The 13,182-nt window shown below is 48.7% G+C and carries 11 protein-coding genes and 1 tRNA gene; all 12 read left to right on the top strand.

The window, feature by feature from the left end:
- Positions 1 to 49 precede the first annotated feature (49 nt).
- The 12 genes from CHL1_RS08735 (at position 50) to CHL1_RS08680 (ending at position 13,182) form a co-directional block, all read left to right on the top strand.
- Entirely contained in the window at positions 50 to 853 is an 804-nt protein-coding gene (locus CHL1_RS08735; RefSeq protein WP_338078306.1) for a TIGR00282 family metallophosphoesterase, read from the top strand.
- A 182-nt stretch (positions 854 to 1,035) separates the two neighbouring features.
- Entirely contained in the window at positions 1,036 to 2,469 is a 1,434-nt protein-coding gene (gene purB / locus CHL1_RS08730; protein WP_070371365.1) for an adenylosuccinate lyase, read from the top strand.
- Positions 2,470 to 2,536: 67 nt separating this feature from the next.
- A tRNA-Trp gene (locus tag CHL1_RS08725) sits at positions 2,537 to 2,612 on the top strand.
- A gap of 365 nt (positions 2,613 to 2,977) precedes the next feature.
- Entirely contained in the window at positions 2,978 to 4,345 is a 1,368-nt protein-coding gene (locus CHL1_RS08720) for a citrate/2-methylcitrate synthase (RefSeq protein WP_070371366.1), read from the top strand.
- Between the two features lie 242 nt (positions 4,346 to 4,587).
- The gene (locus CHL1_RS08715; RefSeq protein ID WP_070371367.1) at positions 4,588 to 5,526 is read left to right on the top strand and encodes a phosphate acyltransferase; all 939 of its coding nucleotides are present in this window, start codon (positions 4,588 to 4,590) and stop codon (positions 5,524 to 5,526) included.
- The gene (iorA, locus tag CHL1_RS08710) at positions 5,527 to 7,308 is read left to right on the top strand and encodes an indolepyruvate ferredoxin oxidoreductase subunit alpha (protein WP_250936110.1); all 1,782 of its coding nucleotides are present in this window, start codon (positions 5,527 to 5,529) and stop codon (positions 7,306 to 7,308) included.
- Positions 7,308 to 7,880 (top strand): indolepyruvate oxidoreductase subunit beta, encoded by a 573-nt coding sequence (locus CHL1_RS08705; protein ID WP_070371369.1) that lies wholly within the window; start codon positions 7,308 to 7,310, stop codon positions 7,878 to 7,880. The genes iorA and CHL1_RS08705 overlap by 1 nt, the downstream gene beginning before the upstream one ends.
- Positions 7,881 to 7,882: 2 nt before the next feature.
- Complete coding sequence (locus CHL1_RS08700; RefSeq protein WP_070371370.1) at positions 7,883 to 8,173, top strand: cysteine-rich small domain-containing protein; 291 nt, start codon at positions 7,883 to 7,885, stop codon at positions 8,171 to 8,173.
- Between the two features lie 4 nt (positions 8,174 to 8,177).
- Positions 8,178 to 8,792, top strand: coding sequence for a glycerol-3-phosphate 1-O-acyltransferase PlsY (plsY, locus tag CHL1_RS08695; RefSeq protein ID WP_070371371.1), 615 nt, complete (start codon positions 8,178 to 8,180; stop codon positions 8,790 to 8,792).
- Between the two features lie 331 nt (positions 8,793 to 9,123).
- Positions 9,124 to 12,126 carry a vitamin B12-dependent ribonucleotide reductase gene (locus tag CHL1_RS08690; RefSeq protein WP_276520486.1) on the top strand — a complete coding sequence of 1,001 codons (3,003 nt, stop codon included), beginning with the start codon at positions 9,124 to 9,126 and terminating at the stop codon, positions 12,124 to 12,126.
- Positions 12,127 to 12,191: 65 nt separating this feature from the next.
- The gene (gene proB, locus CHL1_RS08685) at positions 12,192 to 13,004 is read left to right on the top strand and encodes a glutamate 5-kinase (RefSeq protein WP_250936107.1); all 813 of its coding nucleotides are present in this window, start codon (positions 12,192 to 12,194) and stop codon (positions 13,002 to 13,004) included.
- A 22-nt stretch (positions 13,005 to 13,026) separates the two neighbouring features.
- On the top strand, positions 13,027 to 13,182 hold the full coding sequence (locus CHL1_RS08680; protein ID WP_070371374.1) for a stress-responsive transcriptional regulator PspC: 156 nt from the start codon (positions 13,027 to 13,029) through the stop codon (positions 13,180 to 13,182).

The raw sequence follows: 13,182 nt of genomic DNA, 5'->3' as shown, positions 1-13,182 counted from the left end.
GGGAGAGATTCTCCCCTTTTTTTAGTCAGTTTTTAATGCAGAAGGATAAATGATGAAGATACTAATACTGGGGGACGTCTATGGCCGCCCCGGACGAAAAATTTTAAAAGACCAACTGGCCACAATCATTGCCGAACAAGACATTGATTTTACGGTTGTTAATGGCGAAAATGCCTCCGGGGGTAATGGTCTCTCGACTAAAAATGCCAAAGAATTGCTAAATTTGCCGATTGATGTCATCACCATGGGCAACCATGTCTGGCAGCAAAAAGAGCTACTTGAAACCATTGCCGACTTTCCGCAGATTATCCGGCCCCTGAATTATCCCGACCCCTGTCCAGGCAAAGGCTATGATTTTTTTAACTGCACCCTAAAAGATGGCCGTACCAAACGAATTGCGGTGGTGAATCTGTCCGGCCAGATTTTTATGCCCAACTTAAACTGCCCTTTTAATATGATGGCACCACTCCGAGAGTCCTTAAAAGCCGCCGATCTGGTGTTGGTTGATTTTCATGCCGAAGCCACCTCGGAAAAAATTGCCTTCGGGTATTTTATGGATGGTTACGCCACTGCCGTTTATGGCACCCACACCCATGTCCAGACAGCCGACGAACGGATTTTAACTGGCGGTACGGCCTATATTACCGACATCGGGATGACCGGACCACTTGATGGCGTGATTGGGGTGGATTCCCAGATCATTCTTGATACCATGCTAACAAAACGGCCCAGCCGTTTTGTGACAGCCACTGGTTCTGTTCAGATCAATGGGATTATTTTGACCATCGATGAACTTGAAAACAAAGTGACGCACATCACTCGATTATATCAAACCTACGAAACCGACCAGTAAGCGGCGGTTTTAAATGGAAAATTAAAAGCTTCGAACAATGAGTGCTTTGGGTGCAGTTTCCACAAACAATTTTGTAACGTGTAGGCGAACAGTTCAGAGAACTGTCCGCCGTACAGTGTAAAAATTGTTTCGTGCGAAACTGGACGCAAAGCTCACGGATTTAAATATGAAAGGAATAAATTATGAAAGCATACTATGAAAACCCCCTGATTGAGCGGTATTCCTCAAAGGAGATGCTCCATATCTTCTCAGCGGACAATAAATTTCAAAGCTGGCGGAAGCTGTGGGTGGCTCTGGCCGAAGCCGAGCAGGAACTGGGACTTAACATCAGCGACACCCAGATTGCCGAACTGAAAGCCAACATCACCAACATCGATTATGAACTGGCAGCCCAAAAAGAAAAAGAACTGCGCCACGACGTCATGGCCCATGTTCATACCTATGGGGCCCAATGTCCGACAGCCAAGGGGATTATCCATCTGGGGGCTACCAGTGCCTATGTCGGAGACAATACCGATGTGATTGTTTACAGCCAGGGTCTGGTCCATGTCCGTAAGCAGGTCCTTAATCTGATCAACCACCTGTCCCGCTTTGCCGCCCAGTATAAAGAGTTGCCGACTCTCGGCTTTACCCATTTTCAGCCAGCCCAACTGACCACCATCGGTAAGCGGGCCTGTTTATGGATTCAGGATCTGCTGATGGATCTGGCGGATCTTGATCATCTGCTTAGCAATGTTAAGCTGTTGGGGGTTAAAGGTACCACCGGCACCCAGGCCAGTTTTATGGAACTGTTTGACAATGATCACGACAAGGTTAAAAAACTGGATACCCTGGTGGCCCAAAAAATGGGCTTTAAAAAATCATTTGCGGTCAGCGGGCAAACCTATTCCCGTAAATTTGATGCCCAGGTGCTTGGTGTCCTCAGCGGCATCGCCCAGACCCTGACCAAATTTGCCACCGACATCCGCCTGCTGCAGAATTTGAAAGAAGTTGAGGAACCCTTTGAAAAAAGCCAGATTGGCTCGTCGGCGATGGCCTACAAACGCAACCCGATGCGGTCCGAGCGGATCTGTTCGCTGGCCCGTTATATCATCGTCAATGCCCTGAACCCGGCCCTGACGGCTTCGGCCCAATGGTTTGAGCGAACCTTGGATGATTCGGCCAACAAGCGGATCTCAATTCCCGAAGGCTTTCTGGCTACCGATGCCATTCTGATGATTGCCATGAATGTTTCGGAAAACTTGGTGGTATACCCCAAGGTGGTGCGCCAGCATATCGATGCCGAGCTGCCCTTTATGGTCACCGAGAACATTATTATGGAAGGGGTCAAGCGGGGTGGTGATCGTCAGGATCTCCACGAAAAAATCCGGGTGTTGTCGATGGAAGCTGGCCATACTGTGAAGGTGGAAGGGAAACCCAATGACCTGATTGAACGAATCCTTAAAGATCCTGCCTTCAACTTAAAAACCGAGGATGTCGATGCCTTAATGGACCCCAGCCTCTATGTTGGTCGGGCGCCCCAACAGGTCGATGATTTTATCAGCGAAGAAGTGGCTCCGGTGCTTGAGGCCAATCAGGATCTGCTCACTCTCAGCAAGATTGATTTAAAAGTATAGAATAAAAAGTTTATAAAGATATTGACAAACACATCAGCAGCACTTATAATATAGTAGTTGCTGTTGTAGGGGTATAGCTCAGTTGGTAGAGCAGTGGTCTCCAAAACCACGTGCCGAGGGTTCAAATCCTTCTGCCCCTGCCAAAAATAAAGGATAAACTTCGATTCGATGAATCGGAGTTTTTTTTTATCTCAAAAATTGCGGCGGCTTTTGGGGTAGGAAACGATTCGGTTTAAAATTCCGAAATTATTTAATAATGAAAGAATTAAATACAAACTTTCAAATTTATAATAATTTTCCCATCATTTACGGAAAATAAAAGACTAAAAAGATATTGTATAAGAATGTCTTTCAAAAAAGCATAAAAAAATAATAAATTAACTTTATCTCATTGAGCATTTAAGGTATAATAAGCTAACATTAAGTTGGGCGATTGCGAAATGCATAAACGGCCTGTCAGGCCCCGCAATTTTGTAATGGCAAAAAATAAGAAAGATAGAGGAGATTGATGATGAATCGTGTGTTTTCGGAAATTACCCCTGAAATTATAGAGTATAGTGAATTATGCGTAAAAAATAGCACCATTGAGCCAGAGTTATATAAAAAATTCAAGGTCAACCGGGGCCTCCGGGATTTAGACGGTAACGGGGTCTTGACCGGACTGACCGAAATCTCGGAAATCCAGGCTTATATCTTTGAAGACGGCAAAAAAATCGGAACCGAAGGAAAACTCTTCTATCGGGGTGTCGACGTTGAAGCCATGGTTGACGGCTTTGTCAAAGAAAAACGGTTCGGTTTTGAAGAAGTGGTTTATCTGCTGCTGTTTGGCAGTCAACCCAATTCAGACGAGCTGGAACGCTTTACCACCGTGCTGGGAAACTATCGCAGCCTGCCCACCAGCTTTGTGCGGGATATTATTATGAAGGCCCCCAGCTCTGATATGATGAACACTCTGGCCCGTAGTGTTCTGACCCTGTTTTCCTATGATGACAAAGCCAGCGATGTCTCGATTCCCAATGTACTGCGGCAATCTCTGGAGTTAATCGCTCTGTTTCCGCTGTTGGCAGTCTATGGTTACCAGACCTATAAACATTATCACGATGACCAGAGTCTGTTTATTCACCAACCGCAACCGCATCTGTCAACGGCCGAAAATATTCTCTACATTTTACGGCCGGACAGCCGGTATACTGAGCTGGAAGCCCGGATTCTGGATATCGCCCTGGTGCTTCATGCCGAACACGGTGGCGGTAACAACTCGACCTTTACCACCCATGTGGTGTCGTCTTCGGGCACTGACACCTACTCAGTCATTGCGGCGTCACTGGGTTCGTTAAAAGGCCCCAAACATGGTGGTGCAAATATTAAAGTGGTGGAAATGTTTGAAGACATGAAAAAAACTCTGGATGATTGGACCGATGAAAAACAGGTGCGCCAGTATCTGGTGGATCTGCTTAATAAACGGGCCTTCGACAATGCTGGATTGATCTACGGGATGGGTCACGCCATCTATTCGGTATCGGATCCCCGGGCCAATGTCTTTAAAGGGTTTGTCAAAAGCCTCTCTGAAGAAAAGGGCCTCCACGATGAGTTTGAACTGTATTCGATGGTGGAACGACTGGCGCCGGAAGTCATCGGTGAAGAACGTAAAATCTACAAGGGTGTCAGTGCCAATGTCGACTTTTACAGCGGCTTTGTTTACAGCATGCTGGGCCTGCCTCTGGAACTGTTTACGCCGATTTTTGCGATTGCCCGAATTGCTGGTTGGAGTGCTCACCGTTTGGAAGAGCTGATCAATGCCGGAAAGATTATCCGTCCGGCCTACATGCACGTCAGCGAACGCCGGGATTACGAACCACTGAATAAGCGCCAATAATTTCCTTTAACATGGGGCGCATAAGGCAAAAATATCCCCGAAATTTAATCGTCTTTCTGATCGCTTCTGTGCTAGAATAGATCAGGAAGACTTTTTTTATGTGACCCTGTCGCAACCCGGAACCTGCCTGTTTTTACATGCAAGATCTTTGTTTTGGCAACGGGGTAATTGTAACAAAATTGTGTCTTTATTATGGGTTTAAATTAGTGTATAATATTACAGATGAATTAAATGAGGTTAAGATGTACAATACTTTTGAAGAGATTGGTCAGGCGGTTCAGAGTGGCCCCAAAGGTACCCTGGTGGTGGCAGCGGCGGCTGAAAGTGAGCTGCTGCGGGCTCTATCAGCCGCCAACGGATTGTATCTGGAGCACATCATTCTGGTTGGCAGTCGCAGCCGGATTGAGGCCATCAGCAGTGCCCAAAAAATTGATCTAAGCAGGATGACAATTATTGATTGTGACGATCTGGCCACGGCCTGTGAACAGGCCGTGGCTCTGGTTCGTCAGGGCCAGGCTGATTTTATTATGAAAGGCCTGGTCGATACCTCTATCTTTTTAAAAGCCGTCATCCATAAGACCAACGGCCTGTTGATTGGCCGCCTGCTTAGCAGCATTATGATGGTTCGGATGGCCAGCTATCACAAATTTCTGATCCTGTCCGATGGTGGGATGATCATCGATCCGGATCTGGAAAAGAAAAAAGGAGTTATCAGTAATGCCGTGGATTTTTCACGCTTGCTGGGACTTAACCCGATTAAAGTCGGCTGCCTGGCGGCCAAGGAAAAGGTCAATCCCAAAATGCCAGCGACGGTGGATGGGGCAGCCCTGAAGCAACTGGGCGAGGCCAATTATTTCGGCCAGGATGTGCTGGTGGAGGGCCCGATTGCCATGGATCTGCTGATCTCTAAAACAGCGGCCCGGATTAAGGGCTATGAATCGGCGGTAGCTGGTGATGTTGACGTCATTGTCATGCCCAACATTGAAACCGGTAACGCCGTCATGAAGGTCATGACCCATCTGGGTCAGGCACAATTGGGTGGGATTGTGATGGGAGCCTGTGTTCCGATTATTTTGACCTCCCGATCCGATTCGTTTGAAAACAAATTAAATTCAATCATTCTCGGGGCTTTTTTGGCCCAGCGAATGGATAATTGTCACCAATTACGAGAGGAGCATTAAATGAAGCTATTACTGACAGGAAATGAAGCCATCGCCCGAGGGGCCTGGGAGGCGGGGGTCAAGTTTGCCACTGCCTATCCAGGAACACCCAGTACTGAAATTCTAGAAAACGTCGCTACCTATCCGGAGATTGTCTCGGAGTGGGCACCCAATGAAAAGGTGGCCCTGGAAGCGGCTGCCGGTGCGGCCATCGGCGGCGTCCGCAGCCTCTGTGCCATGAAACACGTCGGCGTCAATGTCGCCACCGATCCACTCTTTACTCTGGCATATCTGGGAGTTAACGCCGGAGCTGTGCTGGTTACCGCTGATGAACCGGGGATGCATTCGTCCCAGAACGAACAGGACAACCGCAACTATGCCCGTCATGCCAAGGTCTGCATGTTTGAACCTTCCGACAGCCAGGAAGCCAAGGATATGATTAAGGAAGCCTACGCCATCAGCGAAGACTACGACTTGCCGGTGCTGTTCCGGATGACCACCCGGGTCTGTCACTCCAAATCAATTGTTTCCTGCAGTGACCGGCTTGAAGTAGCCGATAAACCCTACGAAAAAGATATCCGCAAATACTGTCCGCTACCGGCTTTTGCTCGGGGCATGCAGGTTAAACTGGCCGATAATTTTGCCCGCCTGGAAGAGTATTCCAACACCACGCCCTTTAATTACATTGAAGATAATGGGGCAGAGATTGGCATTATCGGTTCAGGCGTGGCCTACCGCTATGCCAAGGAAGTCTTTGGCAACACCGTTTCCTATTTAAAGATCGGCTTTAGCTATCCGCTGCCGATGAAAAAAATTGCTGACTTTGCCAAGGGCAAGAAAACCGTCTATATTTTCGAAGAAAATGATCCGATTATGGAAACAGAAATTAAAGCCGCCCGAATTAATTGTGTCGGCAAGGAAAAACTGCCAACCATGGGTGAGCTGACCCCGGATCGGATTCGTCAGGCGCTGCTGGATGAAACAGCCCAGGTGATTAATCCCAATCCTGAGATGGTACTACCCCGACCGCCAGCCCTCTGTGCCGGATGTCCCCACCGCGGCGTTTTCTACGAGCTGGGTCGCCGCAAGGATCTGATGATCTTTAGTGACATCGGCTGTTATTCGTTGGGGTTAATGCCACCCTATAATGCCACCGATGCGATGATCTGCATGGGGGCCAGTATCAGTGGTGGACATGGCGTCCAGAAAGCCTTTGACATCAAGGGCGATCACTCCAAAAAAGTGGTTTCGATTCTTGGCGACTCGACCTTTTTCCACTCCGGCATCACCAGTCTGATGGATGTGACCTATAACAAAAGCAATACCTTAACAATTATTCTCGATAACCGCATTACCGGGATGACCGGCCATCAGCAGAATCCTGGCACCGGCTATGACTTAAAAGGTGATGACGCCCCAATCATTGACATTGAGGCGATGGTCAAAGCCTGCGGGGTTAAAAACCTGATTTCAGTCGATCCCAATAATCTGAAGATTGTGCAGGAAGCCATTGAATGGGGTCTCAATGTTGATGGCCCGGCAGTCATTATTACCCGTTGGCCCTGTGTACTTAAAAAATTCTCGACCCAGGATCAGACCGAATTCCCCACCGCTTTTAAAATGGTGGCCGCTGTTAACCTTGATACCTGTATCGGCTGCAAAAAATGCCTGAAGTCCGGCTGTCCGGCCCTGGCTTTTGACTTGGCCAATAAAAAATCCGGCATTCTTAAAGAAACCTGTGTTGGCTGTGGAGTTTGTGCCCAGATCTGTCCCAAACAGGCCATTACTGTGGAGGTAAGATAATGGAGACTAAAAATATTGTACTCGTTGGCGTCGGTGGTCAGGGCACCATTCTGGCAGCCAAATTGCTGACCACCGGCTTAATGGCCGCTGGTTATGATGTCAAAATGAGCGAAATCCATGGGATGAGTCAGCGGGGCGGATCAGTTTCGTCGTTGGTACGTTACGGTGATGATGTCCAGTCGCCGGTGATTGAAATCGGCTCGGCAGATATTGTTGTGGCCTTTGAAAAGATGGAGGGACTGCGATCTCTGGAATACCTCAAACCGACCGGCAAAATGATTGTCAACGACACCGAAATCTTCCCGCTGTCAGTAATCATCGGAGCCACCACCTATCCGGAAAATATTCTGGATGAAATAAAGAGCAAGGTCAACCTGCGGGTGATGGCCGCCACCAAAATGGCCGAAGAACTGGGGAACCCCAAGGTCATGAACGTGATTCTCTTGGGTTCGATTATTAAATCGATGGGCCTCACCGACATTGATTGGGAAGCGATCATTGCCGAGAACGTCAAACCGCAGTTTAAGGAATTAAATGTCAAAGCCCTCCAAGCCGGAATGGACGCTGTCTGACCATGAAAAAGGACGATTCAAATTTTAAATTTTTTCAGCATACCGCCTGTGAGTACTTTCCCTGCCATCCGGTTGATTGCTTAGACGATTTTAATTGTCTGTTCTGTTATTGTCCGCTCTATGCCCTGGCAGAAAATTGCGGTGGCAGTTTTACCTACACGAAAAAGGGTATAAAAAATTGTAGTGCCTGCAATTTTCCTCATCAGCGGGAAAATTTTGACACAGTGCTCGAAAAGCTGGGAACGCTCATTGAACAACTCAGAACAACTAAAATTAATCAGTTAAAGGAGTAGTGATATGTCGATTATTATTGGAATTGTTTTTGTTGTGGCGGCTTATTTAATTGGAAACTTGAATTTTGCCTATATTCTGGTAAAATTTCTTAAAAATGAAGATGTCCGCAACTACGGCAGCGGCAATGCTGGCACCACCAACGTACTCCGGGTCATGGGGAAAAACGTCGCCATTCCGGTGTTTCTACTGGACGCCTTAAAGGGCACTCTGGTGGTTCTGGTCGGTCGCTATGCCCTGAATGTTGATGAGGTGTTTCTGGTTTTAGGCGGCATCGCTGTTGTGGCTGGCCATAACTGGCCCGTCTTTCTGCAGTTTCGGGGCGGTAAGGGTACTGCCACTTCGCTGGGGGTATTTCTGGTCTATGACTGGGAAGTCGCCGTCATTGCCATTATGATCGGTCTGATTGTGCTGGCCATCTGGAAAATGGTATCCCTGACCTCAATGGTGGGGATGACCATGCTGCCAATTTTCACCCTTCTCTTTGGTCGCTCGGTGGCCGAAATTGTTTTCGCCTTTGTGCTCTGCCTCTTTAGTATCTATCAGCACCGCAAAAACATCGGCCGGATCATCCAGGGCAAAGAAAGCAAGCTGGGTCAAAAAGTTAAGATGAAAAATTAAAACACCTAAGGCTCAAGCATGGGCTTAAAAAAGCTAACCCAGTACCGACAATTGTTAGATCATGTTGTTCGCATCGGAGCGGACACGGCGTAGCCTGCGTGGTAGCAACGAGCCAATCACAAGCTTGCTTGTAGTTGGCGACTGCCCGCGACTAATAAGAAATTATATTTCTTATTAGTGTCCGATTCCGCAGCGAACAACAGATTAACAATTGGTCGGTACGGGAGTTTATCAACTTCAAGGCTCAAGCATGAGCCTTTTTATTTGCGCCCGGCCAGGCGGGTAAATTATCGGCGAAAAACATAAAAATACATTGTCGGACACTATATATATGTTTATAATTAGAGATGCATCGCAAGATAGTGTATTTATTACCAGGAGGACAAAGAAATTGAATCAAATAAATCAGCTGTTTACGCGGGTCTTTACCAAAGAACTGGAAGATTCCGATAAAACCGTCTACGATCTGTTTTCGTGGCAAACCGTTGACGTGATCTTAAAAAACTATCAGACCGGGGAAATTATTTATGAAATGACCGATCTGGAATTCCCCGAGCATTACTCGCAAAATGCCTGTAACATTATTGCCACCAAATATTTCCGCCGCAAAGGGGTGCCCAATGGCTATGGCTACGAGCACAGCATGCGGGAAATTGCCGACCGGCTGGTCGGCTTCTGGACCGACGCCATCCGGGCAGAAGGCCTGATTGATAATGATGAGCAGTGGCAGATCTATTATGACGAGCTGGTCTATGCCTTCCTGATGCAGATGTGGGCCCCCAACTCTCCGCAATGGTTTAACACGGGTCTCAAACGCAGCTATGACATTGCCGGTTCCAAGGATGATCTTTATTATTATGATGAAGAAAGCGGCCAAGTGCTGGAATCAGTAGACCGCTACAGCCGCACCCAGGCCAGCGCCTGTTTTATCCTCTCAATTCAGGATCGGCTGCTGGGCGACCATTCCATTTCCGAGCATTATGTCAGTGAAACCAAGCTGTTTAAGGGCGGCTCCGGCGTAGGTACCAATTTCTCCAACCTGCGGGCAGCCAATGAAGGCCTGACCAGCGGCGGCCAGTCTTCGGGGATGATGAGTTTCCTGCAGGGTCTGGATCGCAATGCCGGGGCCATTAAATCCGGGGGTACCACCCGCCGGGCGGCCAAGATGGTGATTGTCGATATTGACCATCCCGAAATAGATACCTTTATCAACTGGAAAGTCAAGGAAGAAGCAAAAGTCCGGGCCCTGGGTAAAATGGGCTATGATATTTCAATGGATGGCGAGGCCTACCAGACCGTCAGCGGCCAGAACAGCAACAACTCGGTGCGGCTCAATGCCGAATTCATGCAGGCGGTCTTAAACTTAAAAAGTGAGCCCGATCATAAAATGAAACTCCGGGGTCGGGTCGATGACCGGGTGGACCGGGAGGTACCGGTTAAGGAATTATGGCAGCATCTTAATCAGGCTGCCTGGGAATGTGCCGATCCGGGGATTCAGTTTGACGATATTTTCAATGCCTGGCATACCTGTCCGGGTGGTGAAGATGGTGACCTGACGGCTAAAATAAACCGCATCAATGCCACCAATCCCTGTTCGGAGTATGCTTTCTTAGATGATACGGCCTGTAATCTGGCGTCCATCAATGTCTATAAATTTTACAATCCCGAAGACAACAGTTTTGAGATCGAGCCCTTTATTCATCTAGTCGGGCTGATTCAATGTGCCCTGGAAGGCTCCATCTATCATGGCCAGTTTCCGACCCCGGATGTGGCCCGCAAATCCTATCTGTTTCGGACCACCGGTCTGGGCATTGCCAACGCCGCCTCCCTGCTGCTGGCACTGGGCTATCCCTATGACTCAGCCGAAAGCCGTAACCTGATCGCCGGGATAACCGGGATCATGACCGGAACCTCCTACCATGTGTCGGCGCTGATGGCCAGTAAAATTGGCGCCTTCCCCAAATATGAAATCAACAAACCCTATATGGGGCGGGTCATCCGCAACCACAGCCGAGTGGCTGGCGCCCGAACCGATGACTATGAAGAACTGCACTATGAACCGATTAAAATAAACCACAAGCTGCTTCAGAAAATGGGTTTTAAGGAAATCAGCAACCAGCTCAAAAACGCCTGGAAGCTGGCGGAGGAAGTCGGGACGACCTATGGCTACCGTAACGCCCAGGTATCGGTGATTGCCCCCACCGGGACGATCTCCTTTGCGATGGATTGCGGTGCCACCTCGGTGGAACCCTTTTATAACCATGTCGTCTTTAAAAAATTAATCGGCGGCTACTCCATGGAAATTGTCAATCCGGTGCTGGAGCAGGCACTTTACAACCTCGGTTACAGCGAAAAGGAAGTGGGGGATATTCTCACCTATATCCTGGAAAAAGATGTCAAGGGCTATTTTCTCCATGAGGGGGTGACCGGTGCGCCCCATCTTAAGCCAGAGCATCTGCCGATTTTTGACACCGCCAATACCATTTCCCCAATGGGTCACGTGTTGATGGTGTCGGCCATTACCCCGATGATCAGCGGCTCGGTGTCAAAAACCGTCAACCTGCCTCATGATGCCACCGTGGCCGATGTCGAAAACATCCATCTGCTGGCCTATCGCACCGGCACCAAGGCGATTGCCATTTACCGGGATGCCTGTAAAGCCTCCCAGCCGCTGAGCTCTGGCATGGCCGAGGATATCGATCGTAGTGTCGATGACTACAGCTATGCCGAGCTCCTGGCCCTGGTCAAGGAAGGCAACAGTAAGGCCTTAAACCGGGTTCGCCCGGAAGGGATGCGGCTCAGTCGTACCCATGCTGCCAAAATTGGCGACATAGAGCTCTATATCACCATTGGCTTTTATGAAGACGGCGGCATCGCCGAGATCTTTGTCTCTACCGATAAAGAGGGAACCGTGGTTAAGGGGCTGTTGGCCTCCCTGTCCAAGTCGATCTCCAACATGCTGCAGTACCATATCCCGCCGGATCAGATCTCCAAGATGCTGCGGGGCCAGAAATATGAGCCCTCGGGCTTTGTCTCCCGGCACCCCTATATCAAGTTTGCCTCGTCGATTTCGGATCTGATCAGTAAGGTCATCGACATTGAGCACGGCGATTTTTCCAATTGTCAGGTCAAGCCCAAAAACTTTACCCTGATGAACAAGCAAAACCTGGTTCGCAGCGTCAGCACCGGTGAAGCCACACCCGACTATAACAAGGATGGCGGTGGGGAAGTACTCTATGGCGAAACCTGCAGCCACTGCGGCAGTGACCGGATGATGCAAAACGGCACCTGCAAGCTCTGTCTTGATTGTGGCACTACCACCGGCTGCAGCTAAAAAAGCGTTGCGGTTTTCGCATTGTTTGATATAATAATTAACTAGGAACAAACTAGGAGATTAAGATGCGAGAAAAGATAAAAAACGCCACCACCATTGTAGTAAAAATGGGGACCACCTCGGTGACCCACCAAAATGGCACCCTGGATCTGCGAAAGCTGGAGATCCTGGCCCGGGTGCTGACGGATCTGGAAAACAGCGGAAAAAAAATGGTGCTGGTTTCCTCCGGTGCCATTGGCGCCGGGATGAACCGGATGAAGCTGACCGAACGGCCCAAAACCCTGAAAGAAAAACAGGCCGCTGCGTCGGTGGGCCAGGGGCTTCTGATGCGGGTTTACCACAAATTTTTTGATGAATACCATCAGACCGTCGGCCAGATTCTTCTGACCAAGGACGTCTTTAAACACGCCATTAAGCGCAACAACGCCATGAACACCTTCCAGGCCCTGATTGCCGGGGGGATCATCCCGATTGTCAATGAAAATGACTGCATTGCCACCGATGAGATTCAGGAGGAATGCTTTGGCGACAATGATATCCTCTCGGCGATGACTGCCGACCTGGTCGATGCCGATCTTTTAATCATCCTTTCGGATGTGGATGGTCTCTACGATGACAACCCCGCTGTTAATAAAGACGCCCGGCTGATCCAGACGGTGGAGAAAATTGATAACGAGCTGATGAAAAGTGCCGGCAACACTGCTTCCTGTCTTGGCACCGGCGGCATGATCACCAAGCTTGGCGCCGCCAAATACGCCACCGACTGCGGCATTGATATGATTATCGCTTCCGGGGAAGACGTCAAGGTGCTCTATAAGATTCTTGACGGCGAAGAAATCGGAACGATTTTTTTAAGTGATTCACAACAGAAGGATTAAATTAAATATACGGAGGTTTCTTATGTTAAAGAAAATATTAGTGGGATTTTCGGCTGTCATGGCCGGAATGTTAATGGTTTTTGGTGGCATCTATGTGGTTGAAAAACGCAAAGAAGAAGCCATGGGCGGCAAACTGATGCGGGTTAATTACAAGTTTACCAAAGAATTCGAAGACTAA

The organism is Acetobacterium wieringae, assembly GCF_023700225.1.
Classification (GTDB): Bacteria; Bacillota; Clostridia; order Eubacteriales; family Eubacteriaceae; genus Acetobacterium; species Acetobacterium wieringae.
Note: the sequence above shows the minus strand (reverse complement) of the source record. Positions and strands in the feature narration are given on the sequence as shown.